Source organism: Bradyrhizobium sp. USDA3516, assembly GCF_057651995.1.
Genome location: NZ_JBYGYN010000004.1, coordinates 76445 through 93420 on the forward strand (window position 1 = coordinate 76445; position 16976 = coordinate 93420).

15 protein-coding genes are annotated in these 16976 nt (G+C 64.7%); 9 read left to right on the forward strand and 6 right to left on the reverse strand.

The window, feature by feature from the left end:
* Positions 1 to 3: 3 nt before the first annotated feature.
* Together AC24YW_RS14550 and AC24YW_RS14555 are read right to left on the reverse strand one after the other, a co-directional pair.
* The gene (locus AC24YW_RS14550) at positions 4 to 507 is read right to left on the reverse strand and encodes a DUF3455 domain-containing protein (protein WP_487483392.1); all 504 of its coding nucleotides are present in this window, start codon (positions 505 to 507) and stop codon (positions 4 to 6) included.
* Positions 508 to 605: 98 nt separating this feature from the next.
* A complete protein-coding gene (locus AC24YW_RS14555) occupies positions 606 to 1820 on the reverse strand; it encodes an NADP-dependent isocitrate dehydrogenase (protein WP_260379893.1) in 1215 nt (404 codons plus the stop codon).
* Between the two features lie 340 nt (positions 1821 to 2160).
* On the opposite strand from AC24YW_RS14555, the gene AC24YW_RS14560 reads away from it, so the two are divergent.
* A complete protein-coding gene (locus AC24YW_RS14560) occupies positions 2161 to 3354 on the forward strand; it encodes a TrmJ/YjtD family RNA methyltransferase (RefSeq protein ID WP_487483393.1) in 1194 nt (397 codons plus the stop codon).
* Between the two features lie 4 nt (positions 3355 to 3358).
* Here the strand turns inward: AC24YW_RS14560 and AC24YW_RS14565 are convergent, their stop codons facing one another.
* Together AC24YW_RS14565 and wrbA are read right to left on the reverse strand one after the other, a co-directional pair.
* Positions 3359 to 4558, reverse strand: coding sequence for an MFS transporter (locus AC24YW_RS14565; RefSeq protein WP_487483394.1), 1200 nt, complete (start codon positions 4556 to 4558; stop codon positions 3359 to 3361).
* On the reverse strand, positions 4558 to 5184 hold the full coding sequence (gene wrbA, locus AC24YW_RS14570; protein ID WP_487483395.1) for an NAD(P)H:quinone oxidoreductase: 627 nt from the start codon (positions 5182 to 5184) through the stop codon (positions 4558 to 4560). Before wrbA ends, AC24YW_RS14565 begins: the two co-directional genes overlap by 1 nt.
* Before the next feature lie 101 nt (positions 5185 to 5285).
* On the opposite strand from wrbA, the gene AC24YW_RS14575 reads away from it, so the two are divergent.
* Both AC24YW_RS14575 and AC24YW_RS14580 read left to right on the forward strand, forming a co-directional pair.
* Positions 5286 to 6194: a LysR family transcriptional regulator gene (locus AC24YW_RS14575; RefSeq protein WP_487483396.1), complete on the forward strand. Its 909-nt coding sequence runs from the start codon at positions 5286 to 5288 to the stop codon at positions 6192 to 6194.
* A gap of 114 nt (positions 6195 to 6308) precedes the next feature.
* Complete coding sequence (locus AC24YW_RS14580) at positions 6309 to 7748, forward strand: DUF1254 domain-containing protein (protein ID WP_487483397.1); 1440 nt, start codon at positions 6309 to 6311, stop codon at positions 7746 to 7748.
* A 196-nt stretch (positions 7749 to 7944) separates the two neighbouring features.
* On the opposite strand, the gene AC24YW_RS14585 is transcribed toward AC24YW_RS14580, so the two are convergent.
* A complete protein-coding gene (locus AC24YW_RS14585) occupies positions 7945 to 8592 on the reverse strand; it encodes a TetR/AcrR family transcriptional regulator (RefSeq protein WP_487483398.1) in 648 nt (215 codons plus the stop codon).
* Between the two features lie 247 nt (positions 8593 to 8839).
* Between AC24YW_RS14585 and AC24YW_RS14590 the strand changes: the two genes are divergently transcribed.
* From AC24YW_RS14590 to AC24YW_RS14600, 3 genes are read left to right on the forward strand one after another with little or no spacing between them, the layout of a single operon-like run.
* On the forward strand, positions 8840 to 9382 hold the full coding sequence (locus AC24YW_RS14590; protein ID WP_487483399.1) for an OsmC family protein: 543 nt from the start codon (positions 8840 to 8842) through the stop codon (positions 9380 to 9382).
* Between the two features lie 34 nt (positions 9383 to 9416).
* Entirely contained in the window at positions 9417 to 10529 is a 1113-nt protein-coding gene (locus AC24YW_RS14595; RefSeq protein ID WP_487483400.1) for an acyl-CoA dehydrogenase family protein, read from the forward strand.
* Positions 10530 to 10570: 41 nt separating this feature from the next.
* Entirely contained in the window at positions 10571 to 11449 is an 879-nt protein-coding gene (locus AC24YW_RS14600) for a sulfurtransferase (protein ID WP_487483401.1), read from the forward strand.
* Between the two features lie 117 nt (positions 11450 to 11566).
* Here AC24YW_RS14600 and AC24YW_RS14605 read toward each other — a convergent pair whose 3' ends face one another.
* Entirely contained in the window at positions 11567 to 13513 is a 1947-nt protein-coding gene (locus AC24YW_RS14605) for a sigma-54 interaction domain-containing protein (RefSeq protein ID WP_487483402.1), read from the reverse strand.
* 160 nt (positions 13514 to 13673) lie between these two features.
* Here AC24YW_RS14605 and AC24YW_RS14610 point away from each other — a divergent pair, with 160 nt between their 5' ends.
* From AC24YW_RS14610 to AC24YW_RS14620, 3 genes are all read left to right on the forward strand, one after another.
* Positions 13674 to 15053: a CmpA/NrtA family ABC transporter substrate-binding protein gene (locus AC24YW_RS14610; protein WP_487483403.1), complete on the forward strand. Its 1380-nt coding sequence runs from the start codon at positions 13674 to 13676 to the stop codon at positions 15051 to 15053.
* A 142-nt stretch (positions 15054 to 15195) separates the two neighbouring features.
* Positions 15196 to 16035, forward strand: a complete 840-nt coding sequence (gene ntrB / locus AC24YW_RS14615) for a nitrate ABC transporter permease (RefSeq protein WP_487483404.1) — start codon at positions 15196 to 15198, stop codon at positions 16033 to 16035.
* 5 nt (positions 16036 to 16040) lie between these two features.
* The gene (locus tag AC24YW_RS14620) at positions 16041 to 16964 is read left to right on the forward strand and encodes an ABC transporter ATP-binding protein (RefSeq protein ID WP_487483405.1); all 924 of its coding nucleotides are present in this window, start codon (positions 16041 to 16043) and stop codon (positions 16962 to 16964) included.
* Positions 16965 to 16976: the final 12 nt, after the last annotated feature.

Here is a 16976-nt window from a genome sequence, read left to right on the forward strand (position 1 = left end):
CGGTTAGGGTTTCTTCAGGAAAACATAGTCGGCGGAGTAGGGCGCACTTTTGAACTCGCCGGCCTTCTCGCATGGGCCGTCGAGCTTGCCGCCATGGGTGTTGATGCGCTGGACGGTGGTGACGGGTGTGAGCGTACCATTGCCGCGATGCGCGGTGACCTCCAGCTTCAGCCAGGGAATATCGGCGGCCGTTGCGCCGGGGGCGTTGCCGGCGGCCTTGCCGGCCACCGCGCTGCCATCGGCGAGCTCCCAGTTCGGGCCGGCATAGTGCCGACCGATCGTCTTGCCCTCGGACAGCAGCGTCGCGATTGGCTCGCGGAAGGCCCAGGCGAGCCTGCCGTCGCCGCCGGCCCTGCACTCGTAGACCTGCGCGCCCTCGGCGTGGACGCTGAGCACGACGGTCTCGCCCGGCGCCGCGATGGCCTCGGGGAGAGGATCAGCGGCTCTGGCTTGCCCGGCCATGGCGGCCAGAAACAGCAGGCTGGGGACGGCAGGCTTGATCGCCATGGTCGCATGTCCGCGCGAGGGCCACAAAAATAAAAAGGACCACGCTTTGGCGTGGCCCTTCATGATGTCTGGCCCAGTCGGGCGAAATTGCGGCCAGCTTACGCCGCCAGCTCTTTCGTCAGGTTCTCGGCGACCTTGTCGAGGAAGCCGGTGGTCGAGAGCCAGCGCTGGTCGGCGCCGACCAGGAGCGCGAGGTCCTTGGTCATGTAGCCGGCCTCGACGGTGTCGACGCAGACCTTCTCCAGCGTGGCCGCGAACTTGGCGAGCTCGGGGTTGTTGTCGAGCTTGGCGCGGTGGGCAAGGCCACGCGTCCACGCGAAGATCGAGGCGATCGAGTTGGTCGAGGTCTCCTTGCCCTTCTGGTGCTCGCGGTAATGGCGGGTCACCGTGCCGTGGGCGGCTTCCGCTTCCACGGTCTTGCCGTCGGGGGTTAGCAGGACCGAGGTCATCAGGCCGAGCGAGCCGTAGCCCTGCGCGACCGTGTCGGACTGCACGTCGCCATCGTAGTTCTTACAGGCCCAGACGTAGCCGCCGGACCATTTCAGCGCCGAGGCCACCATGTCGTCGATCAGGCGGTGCTCGTAGGTCAGGCCCTTGGCGTCGAACTCCTTCTTGAACTCGCGGTCGAAGATGTCCTGGAAGATGTCCTTGAAGCGCCCGTCATAGACCTTGAGGATCGTGTTCTTGGTCGACAGGTACACCGGGTAATTGCGCAGCAGGCCGTAATTGAACGAAGCGCGGGCGAAGTCGATGATGGAATCGTCGAGATTGTACATCTCCATGGCGACGCCGGCGCCGGGCGCCTTGAACACTTCCTTCTCGATCACGGTGCCGTCCTCGCCGACGAACTTCAGCGAGAGGGTGCCCTTGCCCGGGAACTTGATGTCGGTGGCGCGGTACTGGTCGCCATAGGCGTGGCGGCCGATGATGATCGGCTTGGTCCAGCCGGGAACCAGGCGCGGCACGTTCTTGCAGATGATCGGCTCGCGGAAGATCACGCCGCCGAGGATGTTGCGGATGGTGCCGTTCGGCGACTTCCACATCTGCTTGAGATTGAACTCCTTCACCCGGGCCTCATCCGGGGTGATGGTGGCGCATTTGACGCCGACGCCGACCTTCTTGATCGCCTCGGCCGCGTCGATCGTGACCTGATCGTTGGTGTGGTCGCGGTATTCCATGCCCAGGTCGAAATAGAGCAGCTCGACATCCAGGAACGGGTTGATCAGCTTGTCCTTGATGTACTGCCAGATGATCCGGGTCATCTCGTCGCCATCGAGCTCGACGACGGGATTGGATACCTTGATTTTTGCCATGATCGGGGAAGCCTCTTGGGAACGGCGCTTTCGGCGCGCCACGGGAATATCCGCCGCCTCTTAGCACCTGATAGCAGCGGGCGAAAGCCAAGGGATTATGCACTTTTAGCTCATCCAGCTTGCGCAGGCGGGAAGCGCCCGGCCGGCCCTCGGCCAGGCCTTCGGGGCACCTTCCAGGCGAGACTTAAAAGTCGAATCCAACCCGTTATTTCCCTTGAGAATTTTGTCAGGACAGGCAAACGACAGGCGGACACCCCGAGCCGGCCGGTAGCCGGACTTGAATCGATTTCCAAAAACGGCCTCGCCAAGGCCTTGAGAGACAGTGTGAAAGCAAAGCGAGATGTCGGGGACTGACAAGAGCAAGGCCGGCCTTTCCCTCGACGGTCCCATCGTGATCCTGGTCGAGCCACAGCTCGGTGAGAACATCGGCATGGCCGCGCGCGCCATGGGCAATTTCGCGCTCGGCCGCTTGCGCATCGTCAATCCCCGGGACGGCTGGCCCAACATCGCGGCGCAGCGGGCCGCGGCCGGCGCCGACCACATCCTGGAAAAGGTCGAATTGTTCGCCACGGTGGAGGAGGCGGTCGCCGACCTCGACCTGCTGTTCGCCACCACCGCACGGCCCCACGACCAGGCCAAGCCCGTGGTCGGGCCGGAGGCCGCAGCCGCCGAGATCGCCGGGCACGTCGCGACCGGCGGCAGGGCCGGCATCCTGTTCGGCCGCGAGCGCTGGGGCCTGACCAACGAGGAGGTCGGGCTCTCCAACCGCATCATCACCTTCCCGGTCAACCCGGGCTTTGCCTCGCTCAACCTCGCCCAGGCCGTGCTGCTGGTGGGCTATGAATGGTTCAAGCGTGCGACGTCGGGCGCGTTGCCGCACGCCATGCCTGAAAGATCCGAGCGCGCCTCGCAGCACCAGATGCAGGCCTTCTTCGACAACCTCGTGCGCGAGCTCGACAAGGTTGAATTCCTGCGCCCGGCCGAGAAGCGCGACACCATGCTGGTGAACCTGCGCAACATCTTCACCCGGATGGAGCCGACCAAGCAGGACATGCACACTCTGCACGGGGTGATCATGGCGATCGCCGAGGGGCGCAAGGGACCGGCCAAGGGCGGCGTGCTCGACGGCGAGCAGGCCACGCGCCTGCGCGCACTGCTGGCCGAGCACGGGCAGGGCGGCGGCGTGCCTGACAGCGGCTCGACCGTGCGCGGCCTTGCCCGCCTGCTCCGCCGCAATCCGACCGACGCCGAACGCCTGCTCTGGCAAGCGCTGACGCGCGACCGCCGCTTTGCAGGCCAGTTCAAGCGCCAGACCCCGGTGGGGCGCCACATCCCGGACTTCGTCTCGTTCCCGCACCGGGTCGCGATCGAGCTGGTCAACCCGGGCGAGGGGGAGGCGATTGCGGCAGATCGCGCGGCGCGGCGGAGCTGGCTCGAGGCGCGGGACTATCGCGTGCTCGACATCCGGGCCGCGGATGTCGAGCGTGATCTGGAGGCTGAGCTGGTGCGGCTTGCCGGGATGATGGGACAGTAGAATCTCAGCGGGCCGCGGCGTCATCGAAGCGGGCGGATGCGGCGAGGATGGCGGCAAGCAGCGCGGCGATCAGGATGATGGCCAGTGCGGCCGTCCACCCATAGGCCTCAACCGCACTTCCGACCGCAACAGGTCCGGCCACCTGGCCGAGATTGCTGCCTTGCATGACCAGACCGGTGACCACAGGAATGAGTGCCGCGGATGGCGCGAGCAAGGGGATCGATGCGATCAGGACGGCCGGCATCAGGCCGCCGATCGCCGCGAACAGGATGCACAGCAGAAGCGTGGGCGTATCGCCGAGGATCTGCAGGAAGATCCCAGGAGCGGAAAACCCCATCGCCAGACAGGCCGCGACGAGCAGCATTGAACGCCGGGCACCGCGCGCGAGCAGGTAGCCGGCAGCGACATTGCCGATGATGTTGCTGGCGGTGGCGAGAGCACTGAGCATGCCGGCGGTGCCGTAGGGGATGTTCATCCGCTCCATCAGCAGCACTGGGAGGAAGCTGAACAGCGCGAAGAACATCAGGCTGTACAGGGCAAAACATCCGGCCAGCAGAAGCGGGCCCTTCCTTGCCGCCACGCGCATGGCATCCGACATCGTGCGTCTCCACGGTGCCGAGATGCGCTTTGGGGCAGCCGGAATACTCGTCCACGCGGCAGCGATGGCGATCGCCGCAAGACCGGCGCTGCCCCACCACAGAGCGCGCCAGTCGCCGAAGAAGGTCCCGACGAGCATCGCGAGCGCAATGCCGGCCGGCATGAAGCAGCTCCATAGGGCAAGCGGAACGTCTTGGTGCCCGGATGGGACTACTCTGTTCAGGATCGCCGGGCCCGCAACAATGATCAGAAGAAATCCTGCCCCTTCCAAAATGCGCGACGCGAGAAGCACCGCGTAGCCGGTTGCGAGCGCGCCGATGACGGCTCCGAGGATGAGCAGCCCGAGGCCGACAATGAGACTTCGCCGATCTCCGGCGCGAGCCACGAGAGAGCCCGCGGGGATACCGCCCACCAGGCCGAGAACGGCCAGTATCCCGGTCAGCCAGCCGGCAGCGGCGAGATCAAGGCCCAGGTCCTTTTGCAGCATGGGCGTGGCGATGGCGGCCTTCCCCACCTGGATTGCGGCCACGACGCCGGAGCCCACGACGATGCTCACCACATGCCAGTGTCGATCTCGCAAGGACGGGGCGGGTGCTGCCGCCGCCATCAAGCCGCCTCCTTGAGGCGTGCAGCGGCCAAGGCGCGAGCAATCTCGGCGACATGCCGTCCCTGAAAACGTGCCCCTGCCAGCTCGTTGGCGCTGGGACGACGATCCCCGCCGCTGCCGTCGTCGGCGAGGGTCGATGCGCCGTAGGGCGAGCATCCGGTGACCTCGTCCATGCGCATCTGTCCCTTGAATGTGTAGGGCAGCCCGACCACGACCATGCCAAGGTGCAGCAACACGGTGTGCACGGACAGGATAGTGCTTTCCTGGCCGCCATGCTGGCTCCCCGTCGATGTGAAGACGCTGCCGACCTTGCCCACGAGCTTGTTCTCGAACCAAAGGCCGCCGCACTGGTCGAGGAAGTTCTTCATCTGCGCGGCCATGTTCCCGAAACGCGTCGGGGTGCCAAAGATGATCGCGTCGTAGCCCGGCAATTCAGCCACGGCAGCGGTGTCGGCGCGTTGATCGAGCTTGTATCCGGCCCTTTGTGCGACGTGATCGGGAACGATTTCCGGCACGCGCTTGATGGCGACTTCGGCTTCGGCCTCCCGTGCACCTCGGGCGATCTCTTCAGCCATCGTCTCGATGTGACCGTAGGACGAGTAGTACAGCACCAGGACCTTCGTCATTTCCTTCCTCGCTCTCTCGGGTGGGCCAGCAACTAAAATAGATCTGTGCTTGATCGGCGCTAGCGCGATAAGATCGATGAGTTCGATCGATTGGATAGATCATGCTGGATGTGCTGACGCTTGATCAGTTGCGAACATTCGTGACGGTGGCGGAATGCGGAAGCTTTCGGTCGGCCGCCGCTCGGCTGTCCCGTGTTCAGTCCGCCATCAGCCATGCCATTGCCAATTTGGAGGCCGAGCTGGGTGTTGCGCTGTTCGATCGCACGGGTCATCGGCCAGTCCTGACGCCCGAGGGGCAGTCACTGCTCGCAAACGCGCGCGACATTCTCCTCAGAGTCGATGCGATGCGGTCGAGAGCCCGGGGCCTTGGCGAGGGGGTCGAGCTCGAGCTTTCCTTGACGATCGACACATTGTTTCCGATCGGCATGGTCGGTGCGGCACTGACGAAGATGCGCGCTGCCTATCCCTCGGTTTCGATCAGGCTCGCAGTCGAGCCGCTGGGCGGACCGATCGCCTCGCTGATCGACAAGCGCAGTTCGCTCGCGATCGTGGTGGGCGAGGATTTCCGCGACCCGCGGATCGCGCTCGAGGCGATCTCATCGGTCGAGCAAGTTGCCGTCGTTTCCGTCGAGCACCCATTGGCGAAGCGGCAATCGCGCAATAAGGTCAGCCTTCAGGATCTGGCGGATCATCTGCAGATCGTTCTGTCCGATCCGACACCGTTGACCGAAGGGCGCATGTTCGGTGTGCTTTCGCCCCAGACCTGCCGGGTCACCAACCAGGACACCAAGCATGCGATGATTCTCGCCGGCCTCGGCTGGGGCCGCCTGCCGTTCTGGCAGGTCGAGCGCGACCTGAGGGAAAGGCGCCTCGTGCGCCTTGCCACCACCGCCCTCGGACGCCGCAGCCAGGTTGCCGCAGAAGCCTATCTCGCGCACCGGCTGGACCAGCCGCTCGGACCAGCCGCGCTGGCTTTTCGCGAGGCGTTGATGGGGATGGCCGAGGCGTAGGCGCACGTGGCTGGAGGCGCGGGATTTCCGCGTGCAGGGCACCCAACTTCATTGATGCATGTCAAGGAAGGTGGAACTCCGCTCCTTACGTTCGAGCCAGCAGGAGGGTCCAACATGTCGATCAGCCGTCGCCAAGCACTTGCGGCCTTCGGCGCCGCCGTCTCGACGCTTGCGATGTCCCGCGTAGCGCGCGCCGAGTTTGACGGTCCTATCGTCAGGGCCCTGGAGGGCGGCGAAGATTTCTGGCTCGCCCAGGACGCCTATATCTTCGGCTACCCGCTTGTGACGATGGAAATGACGCGCCGCGTCATGACCAACGTCGCGGCGGTGGAAGGCACGCGCGGGCCGATGGGGCAGTTCGTCAAGCTCCGCAAATACCCCGATGCGAGCTTCAGGGACGTCACCGCACCCAATGCCGATACGCTCTACACGACCGCCTGGATCGACCTGGGAGACGAGCCCTGGGTCCTGAGCATGCCGGATATGAAGGACCGTTATTTCCTGTTTCCGATGCTGGACGGCTGGACCAACGTCTTCCAGGTGCCCGGCAAGCGCACCACGGGCACCAAGGCGCAGACCTATGCGATCACCGGCCCGGGCTGGAAGGGAACGCTTCCCGCCGGCGTCAAGGAATACAAATCACCCACGAGCATGGTGTGGATTCTGGGTCGCATCTACTGCACCGGCACGCCGGAAGACTATGCGGCCGTGCATGCGGCACAGGACGAGTTCAAGCTCTTCCCTCTCAGCGCGTACGGCAAGTCCTACACGCCGCCGGCAGGCAAGGCCGATGCGTCGATCGACATGAAGACGGCCGTTCGCGACCAGGTCAACCGTATGGACGCCGCCGCCTATTTCACTCTTCTCGCGCAATTGATGAAGCGCAATCCCCCGGCCGCCGCGGATGCGCCTGAGGTCGCCAAATTCGCGAAGATCGGTCTTGTCCCCGGCAAGGATTTCGATGCGAGCAAATTCGACGCTGCCTTCGCCAAGCGGGTCCCGCAGGTGGCGTTCGATCGCATCATGCTCCAGTTCAAGGTCAACAAGGCGATCCGGAATATCAACGGCTGGGCCTTCGACGCCGAAGCCGGCGTCTACGGCACCAACTATTTCAACCGCGCTTTGGTCACGGCCATCGGACTCGGCGCCAACCGAATTCAGGATGCGTGCTATCCGACATCACAGAAGGATGCCGACGGGAAGGAGTATGTCGGCAGCAACAAGTACGTTGTGCGTTTTCCGAAGGGGCAACTTCCCCCGGTCGCCGGCTTCTGGTCACTCACGATGTATGACGAGAACTACTTCTTCGTCGCCAATCCGATCAACCGCCAGTCCATCAGCGCGCGCCAGAACCTGAAAGCCAATCCGGACGGTTCGGTCGATCTCTACATCCAGAAGGACAAGCCCGGTCCTGACAAGGAGAGCAATTGGCTCCCCGCACCGGCCGGCAAGTTCGTGCTGATGCTGCGGATGTACTGGCCGAACGAGAAGTCGCCCTCGATCATCAACGGGACCTGGAAGCCGCCTCCGGTGCGGCAGGCGACGAGCAGCTAAAGCATCATCCGGAAACGTGCGAAGCGGCTTTCCGGAAAGATCATGCTCAAACAACAACCCAAAGCGCGATAACGATTCATCCAAGTCTCATCGCGATTTAGCGCGCTACGAGATCTTCGTAGCCTGGATGAGCGGAGCGATATCCGGGACGGCGTTCCCGCATGTCGCTACGCTCATGCGGGCTGCGGATGAGCCGTCACACCGTCTCCAGCTGCTCCGCCGCGCGCTTCTTCTTCGTCTTGGCCTGGCCGAGCAGGGGGCCTGCCGTAAGCGCCGCGGTATCCGCGACACCCGGGTCGCGCGAGATCATCGCGGCGACGATGGCGCCGTCGATGATGAGGCCGAGCTGGTGCGCCAGCACCGCGGGCTCGGCCGAGCCGAGCTCGCCGGCGAGCTTCTCGATATGGCCGAGCACGATCTTCTTGTGCTTCAGCGCGATGTTGCGGAATTGCTTGGCGTCCTTGTCGTGCTCGCCGACGGCGTTGATGAAGGGGCAGCCGTAGAAGCGCTCTTCGGCGAACCAGCTCTTCAGCGCGGGAAAGATGCGCGTGAGTTTCGCCTGCGCATCGCCGCCGCCTTGCTCCATGGCGCCGATGAACCATTCGCGCCATTGCTTGCCTTCGCTCTCCAGCACCGCGTTGACGAGGTTGGTCTTGGAGCCGAACAATTTGTAGAGCGTGGTCTTGGCCGTGCCGGCCTCTTCGATGATCGCATCGATGCCGGTGGCGTTGATGCCGTTCTTGCAGAACAGATGCGTCGCCGCGCTCAAGAGGCGACCGCGTGCGGATTCGTCGTCGCCGGCAGCGGCGTGGGGCGAATTCTTCTTCGATGACGTCTTTGCCATGGACTCGAACTTACCCGCAGCCGTGCCGCATCAGCAAGCCGCATCTGTTTGGCGCTGAAAAGATTCGCAGGGGAAGCCGCATCTGCATCGGCTTTGAGCAGCGGGCGGCTGATCAATCCACAGGCGGCCATCGCTAAGCGGCTCCAATGCCTCGCATTTCGTTTTCGGCGGGCTCTGGCACGCTCCATGCAAGGAAACAGACCGTTCGGTATCCTGCCGATTTCCACTTCTGCCAGGGAGAAGATTGATGACTGCCGTCGTTCAGAAGACAGTGCTGACGGGGTGCCTCGCGCCCATCGACAAGAATGGGCTCGAGCAACTGATTGCCAACGGCAAGGCAAATCCGAAGGTCATCAAGACCTTGAAGTGCAAGACGGTTGCCGAAGGCAAGTTCCGCCACGCCAATTATATCCGCAACCTGCCGCCCTACATCGTCGACGAGCCACCGGGTCTTCTGGGCGACGACACCGCGCCCAATCCGTCGGAAGCCTCGCTGGCCGCGCTCGGCTCGTGCCTTGCGGTCGGCCTGCACGCCAACGCCGTGCACCGCGGCTGGACCGTCAACAAGCTCGAGCTCGAGCTCGAAGGCGATCTCAACATCACCGCGGTCTGGGGCACCGGCGACACCTCCGACAAGCCGGTCGGCTTCACCGATGTCCGCGTCAAGGTCGACATGGAATGCGAGGGCATCTCGCCGGACGAGATCAACGCACTGGTCGCCCATGTGAAGAAATGGTCGCCGGTCGCCAACACCTTCACCCGGCCGGTCAATCTCGAGGTCGGCATCTAGCAGACGGCAATCAGGACAGGTGCGGGAGACGATCATGGGTTCACTGGCTTTATCGCGGGCCGACGTTCTGGATCAGCCCGCACCGTCCATTGCGGGCGAGGTGGCGCGGATCGCGCGCGAAGAGCTCGCGCCGCTCGCCGCTGCAATCGACGACGGCACGGTCTATCCGGCCGAGGTGCTGCGTAAGTTCGGCGCGGTCGGGGCGTGGGGCAGCCACGTGCCGCACGAAGGCCCCGCCGATCTGCGCTGCGCGATCCAGGCGATGGCGGCGATCGGCGAGGTCTGCGGTGCCACGGCCTTCATGGCCTGGTGCCAGAATACGCTGGTCTGGTACGCGGCGAATTCCACCAATGTGAAGCTCGCAAAGCGCTTCGGCGATGCATTCTCGACGGGGCGTGTGCTCGGTGGCACCGGTCTCTCGAATCCGATGAAGAGCTTTTTCGGCATCGAGAAGCTGAAGCTGAAGGGACGCAAGGTCGAGGGCGGCTACATCGTGCGCGGTGCGCTGCCCTGGGTCTCCAACCTCGGGCCCGATCATTTCTTCGGCACCATCTTCGAGCGCGAGGACGAGCCCGCCACCGTGATGTTCCTGGCCGATTGCTCCGACCCGGCGATCACGCTGACGCCGTGCAAGCCGTTCCTCGCCATGGACGGCACCGGCACCTATGGCGTGCAGTTCCGCGACGCTTTCGTGCCGGATGAGCTGATCCTCGCCGATCCCGCGGCGCCCTTCGTCAAGAAGATCCGCGCCGGCTTCATCCTGCTGCAGGCCGGCATGGCGCTGGGGGTGATCAAGGATTGCATCAACATCATGGACGAGGTCGACAATCCCCTCGGCCATATCAACCGCTATCTGCCGCAGCAGCCGGTGCATTTCCGCGAGCTCGCCGCCGAGCTCGAGGCCGAGACCATGGCGCTCGCGCGCGATCCCTACAACGAGGAGGAGACCTACTGGCGCAAGGTGATCGCGCTGCGGCTTCGCGCCGGCGAAGCCAGTGTCGCGGCGGCGCATGCGGCGATGCTGCATTGTGGTGCCCGCGGCTACATCAAGAGCCACCGCGCGCAGCGGCGCCTGCGCGAGGCCTATTTCGTCGCGATCGTCACGCCGGCCACCAAGCAGCTGCGCAAGATGCTCGCCGATTTCTGAGTTCTACGAGTCCACCCCACCACCTCAACGGAGAGGCTGCCATGACTGACGTTCTGATCACTGCCGTCGAACTCGCCGATCTCTTGAAGCTAGAGCCGTGTGTCGTCATCGACACCCGCAATCCCGATGCTTACGCCGCCGGGCACCTGCCGGGCGCCGTGAACGTGCACGAGATCTTTACATTCCTGGCGACTTCGACGCCGGAGGGCATGGCCGAGCTCAAGACAAAATTCGCCGATGCGTTCGGCGGTGCCGGCCTGTCGGGCAAGGAGACCGCTGTCATCTACGAACAGTCGATGAACTCCGGCTTCGGCCAGTCCTGCCGCGGCTATTACCTGCTCACCATGCTCGGCTATCCCAAGGTGAAGGTGCTGCATGGCGGCTTCGACGCCTGGTCGGCCGCGGGCTTCCCGGTGACCAAGGATGTTCCTACACCGGAGAAGGCCTCTTTCGCGATCGTGCCTGAAGCGGGCGAGATCCTGATCGACGCCAAGACCATGCTCGCGGCTGTCGGCAAGCCGGGCATCGCGATCCTCGACGTCCGCGATGTCGACGAGTGGATCGGCGACAGCTCTTCGCCCTATGGCAAGGATTTCTGCCCGCGCAAGGGCCGCATTCCGGGCGCCGTGTGGCTGGAATGGTACCGGATGATGAAGCCGACCGCCGAAGGCCCGCGCTTCAAGTCCAAGGACGAGATTTTGGCCGAATGCGCCACCGTCGGCATCTCGCAGACCACACCGGTCTATCTCTACTGCTTCAAGGGCGCACGCGCCTCGAACACCTTCCTGGCGCTGAAAAACGCCGGGGTGAAGGACGTGCGGATGTATTTCGGCTCCTGGAACGAATGGTCGCGTGATCCCTCGCTGCCGATCGAGCAGGGCCTGCCGATTGCATCGGACGTCACCACCAAAGCAGCCTGAGCGCGCGCCTCGTCCTTCGAGACGACCGCTTCGCGGTCTCCTCAGGATGAGGCTAAGCGGCACCGGTGTCTGTTGATACTGTTGCCGCGCACTCCGACCCCATCCTGAGGAGCCCGCCTAAAGCGGGCGCCCCGAAGGATGGGCCCCTTGCGGACGATGCGCGATTCCCAGCGCCTTGATCCGCGAGGCGAGCGTGGTCGGCTTGATGTCGAGGATCTCGGCGGCGCCGCCGGGGCCGAAGACTTTTCCGGCGCAGGCTTCGAGCGCGGCCAGGATGTTGGCGCGCTCGTGGTCGCGCATTTCCGACGACGTCATGATCGCAGGCCGCGCGTCGGCCTTCTGGCGGGCGGCGCCGCTCGGCGCTTGTGCGCCGGAGGCATCGGGCAGATCGATACGCAGGCGGCCGTTCTGCGACAGGATCGCGGCGCGCTCGATCACGTTCTGCAGTTCGCGGACATTGCCGGGCCAGTCGTAGCGGGTCAGCCGCCGCGCATCACCCTCGGACAGGCGCAGGTTCGATTTCAGCGCCTTGCTCTCGCGCGTGAGGAAATGCTGGGCCAGCAGGGGAATGTCCTCGCGGCGTTCGCGCAAGGGCACGGTCTCGATCGGAAACACGTTGAGACGGAAATAGAGGTCCTCGCGAAAGCGGCCGCGCTGGACCTCCTGCTTGAGATCGCGATTGGTCGCGGCGATGACGCGGACGTCGACCGCCCGGGTGCGCGCCTCGCCGACGCGCTCGAAATGGCCTTCCTGCAGCACGCGCAGCAGCTTGCCTTGCAGCTCGAGCGGAATCTCGCCGACCTCGTCCAGGAACAGCGTACCGCCGTCGGCGAGCTCGAAGCGGCCGATGCGGTCGCGCGTCGCGCCGGTGAAGGCGCCGCGGACATGGCCGAAGAACTCGCTCTCGAACAATTCGCGCGGGATCGCGGCGCAATTGACGCGGATCAGCGGCCGGTCGCTGCGGGTGGAATCCTCGTGGATGGCGCGCGCGATCAACTCCTTGCCGGTGCCGGATTCGCCGGTGATCATCACCGCCGCGGTGGTCGGCGCCACCAGCTTGACCTGGCGCAGCGTCTTCTGGATCGCCTCACTGCCCCCGATGATGCCGCGCGGATTGGTCTCGATGCGGATTTCCTCCTGGAGATAGGCGTTCTCCAGCTCGAGCCTCTCCCGCAGACGGTCGACCTCGGCAAGGGCCGCATGCAGCTTCTCGTCGGCCTCGCGGCGCTGGCTGACGTCGCGAAACACCACGACGGCGCCGACCACGACGCCGCGGTCGCGGATCGGGGTCGAGGTGTATTCGACCCAGGCGGGCGAGCCGTCCTTGCGCCAAAACACCTCGCCGTCGACCTGGTGCACGGCGCCGTCGCGGAACGCCGCATAGATCGGGCAATCGTGGTTGTGATAGTGCCGGCCATCGTGGTGGGTGTGGTGGACGATGGGGTGGATCTCCTTGCCGACCAGCTCCTCGGCGGTCCAGCCCAGCATCCGCTCGGCCGCGGGATTGACGAAGGTGGTCTTGCCTTCGGCGTTGACGCCATAGATGCCTTCGCCGGCGGCGCGCAGGATCAGCTGGTTCTCGCGCTCGATGTCCTGGAACACGCGCTCGACCCGCTGCCAGGTCGAGATGCCGCCGCGCATATGGTCCTCGGCGGCGGCATCGACATTGCGCCGGCGGCGGGCTTCGAGATCGGTCAGCGTCAGCAGCAGCAGCGCGCGGCCGTCATGCGGCAGCAGGCAGCCGGCATATTCGAGCTCGAGATCTTGCCCGGTGGCGTGGCGGGGATTGAGTGCCGTGGTCCAGTAGGCGCCCTTGTGCAGCACGGCCTGGGTGAAGACGGTGAGAGCGGCAAGCTCGCCGGCGTGGAGCGTGCTGGCCCTGGTCTGCCGCAGCAAGGCGCGGTCGTAGCCGAGCAGGGCACAGGCGGCGGGATTGGCATCGACGATCTGGTCGCCATAGGGATCGACCAGCAGCATTGCCTCGACCGACGACTCGAAGGCCGCGATGCGCGGGTCGATGATTGGGGCCACATCGTCGTGGACGGGCATTGGCGTCGTTGCCATTGCGAAATCTCGTAATTGAACTACGAGATCTCGTTTATCACGAGTTTTCGTAGCGGCCAAGCGCGGGTGAAAATGCTGCGTCATCAAGGCAATGCCCGCTCATCGGCCGGTGGCATGCTCCTTGCGTAATTGCTCTTCGCATTGACGCGCAGGAGGGCCGATGTCCACGTTCGACAATCCGTTTGATCCCGATCGCAACCTTCGAGCCGGCTGTGTTTGCGGCCAGCATCGCTCCGCAGCCGAGCACGAGCAGGCCACGGCGCTGCGCTGCGAGCCGGTCGCAAGCGAAGAGAAGCGTTACGAGGGCGTGGTCGCCTCCGCATTGATGCGCGCGATGTTTCCGCAGGACGTGGCGCGGCGTGCCTTCCTGAAGTCGGTCGGCGCCTCGACCGCGCTCGCCGCGCTATCGCAGTTCTTTCCGATCAAGACGGCGACAGAGGTGTTCGCGCAATCCGGCGCGCCCGAGAAGAAGGACCTCAAGGTCGGCTTCATCCCGATCACCTGCGCCACGCCGATCATCATGGCGGCGCCGATGGGCTTCTATGCCAAGCACGGCCTCAACGTCGAAGTGGTGAAGACCGCCGGCTGGGCCGTGATCCGCGACAAGACCATCAACAAGGAATACGACGCTGCGCACATGCTGGCTCCGATGCCGATCGCGATATCGCTCGGCCTTGGCGCGAACGCGATTCCCTTTACCGTGCCTGCCATCGAGAACATCAACGGGCAGGGCATCGTGCTGGCTTCCAAGCACAAGGACAAGCGCGATCCGAAGGACTGGAAGGGGCTGAAATTCGCCATCCCCTTCGACTATTCCATGCACAATTACCTCTTGCGCTATTACCTCGCCGAGCACGGTCTCGACCCCGACACCGACGTGCAGTTGCGCTCGGTGCCGCCGCCGGAGATGGTCGCGAATTTGCGTGCCGACAACATCGACGGCTTCCTCGCGCCCGACAACATCTGCCAGCGCGCGATCTATGACGGCGTCGGCTTCATGCATCTGCTCTCCAAGGAGATCTGGGACGGCCATCCCTGCTGCAGCTTCGCCGCAAGCCGCGAGTTCATCACGACCGCGCCGAACAGCTTTGCGGCGCTCACGCGGGCCATCGTCGATGCCACCGCCTACGCCTCGAAGGCCGAGAACCGCAAGCAGATCGCCGAGGCCATCGCGCCTGCGAACTACATCAACGCGCCTGTTACCGTGCTGGAGCAGGTCCTGACCGGCACCTATGCCGACGGCCTCGGCGGGGTGAAGACCGATCCCAAGCGCGTCGATTTCGATCCGTTCCCCTGGCAGTCCTTCGCGGTGTGGATGCTGACGCAGATGAAGCGCTGGGGCCAGATCAAGGGCGACGTCGACTACAAGGCGGTGGCCGAGCAGGTGTATCTGGCGACCGATACCAAGAAGCTGATGACCGAGATGGGCCTGTCGCCGCCCGCGAGCGCCTACAAGTCGTTCGCGGTGATGGGCAAGACTTTCGATCCGGCGAAACCGGAGGACTACCTCGCGAGCTTCAAGATCAGGAAGGCGTCGTGATGGGCCGCGCTCTCGTGTCCCGGACGCGATGCAGCACGCAGTGCTGCCTCGCAGAGCCGGGACCTAGTCGAACTGCATGGGTCCCGGTTCTGCGTCGCACCGCTTCGCGCTGCGCCGCGCCCGGGACACAGCGGAGTGCGAGATGACCACCTCCCTTCGCCTGCGCGCGGGCCTCGTCTCCATCGTGCTGCTCGCCGCCTTTCTCGGCATCTGGCATCTTGCCACGCGCTCCACTGCGCCGGTGACGACGATGAGCCCGGAATACGCCAAGCTGATGGGGCTCACGGCGACGCAGGGCAAATCGGCGATGCCTGGGCCGCTCGATGTCGGGGCAAAGCTCTGGGAGCATCTGAAGCGGCCGTTCTACGACAACGGGCCGAACGACAAGGGGCTCGGCATCCAGCTCGGCTATTCCATTGCGCGCGTCGGCACCGGCTATCTGCTGGCCGTGCTGGTGGCGATCCCGCTCGGCTTTCTGATCGGCATGTCGCCGCTGCTGAGCAAGGCGCTCGATCCGTTCATCCAGGTCTTGAAGCCGATCTCGCCGCTGGCCTGGATGCCGCTCGCGCTCTACACCATCAAGGATTCCTCGGTCTCGGCCATCTTCGTCATCTTCATCTGCTCGATCTGGCCGATGCTGCTCAACACGGTGTTCGGCGTCGCGAGCGTCCGCAAGGAATGGATCAACGTCGCGCGGACGCTCGAGGTCGGCACCGTCAGGCGCGCCTTCACCGTGATCCTGCCCGCGGCGGCCCCGACCATCCTGACCGGCATGCGCATCTCGATCGGCATCGCCTGGCTCGTGATCGTCGCTGCCGAGATGCTCGTCGGCGGCACCGGCATCGGCTATTTCGTCTGGAACGAGTGGAATAATCTGTCGATCACCAACGTCATCATCGCGATCCTCCTGATCGGGATCGTCGGCATGCTGCTCGACCAGATCCTCGCGCGCTTCACGCGCATGGTCACGTTTCCGGAATAGGGGCGATGACCGACAAGTTCATCTCGATCGAAGGCATCGCCAAGCGCTATCCCGGCGCGGGTGGCGCGACGACCACGATCTTCGAGAACCTCTGGCTCTCGATGGCGCGCGGCGAGTTTGCTTGCGTGATCGGCCATTCCGGCTGCGGCAAGACCACGGTGCTCAACATCCTTGCCGGGCTCGATGCGCCGAGCGAGGGCGCGGTCATCGTCGACGGCCAGGCGATCTCGGGCACCAGCCTCGATCGCGCCGTGATCTTCCAGAGCCATGCGCTCTTGCCCTGGCGCACGGTGCTCGGCAACGTCAGCTATGCCGTGAGCTCGAAATGGCGCAGCTGGGACCGCGCCAAGGTGAAGGCGCATGCGCAGAAGTTCATTGATCTCGTCGGCCTGTCCGGCGCCGAGCACAAGCGTCCTTCGGAGCTGTCGGGCGGCATGAAGCAGCGCGTCGGCATCGCGCGGGCGCTGTCGATCACGCCGAAGATGATGCTGATGGACGAGCCGTTCTCGGCGCTGGACGCGCTGACGCGCGGCACGCTGCAGGACGAGGTGCGGCGCATTTGTCTGGAGACCGGGCAGACCGCGTTCATGATCACCCACGACGTCGACGAGGCGATCTATCTCGCCGACAAGATCTTCCTGATGACCAACGGTCCCGGCGCGGTGCTGGCAGAGGTGGTCGAGAACCCGCTGCCGCGGGATCGCGGCCGCACCGACCTGCACCGGCATCCGCTGTACTACGCGCTGCGCAACCACATCATCGATTTCCTGGTGACTCGCAGCAAGACCTTCACCACCGAAAAGCCGGATCACGATCCGCGCAACGTGCCGACGGTGCAGATCGGCAAGCCCGGCCTTTCGATCGCATCGACCGGCGAAGAGCCGCGACAGACCTGGATGCCGGGGACAACCCCCGGATTGAGCGCCTAGCAAGGAGACGCC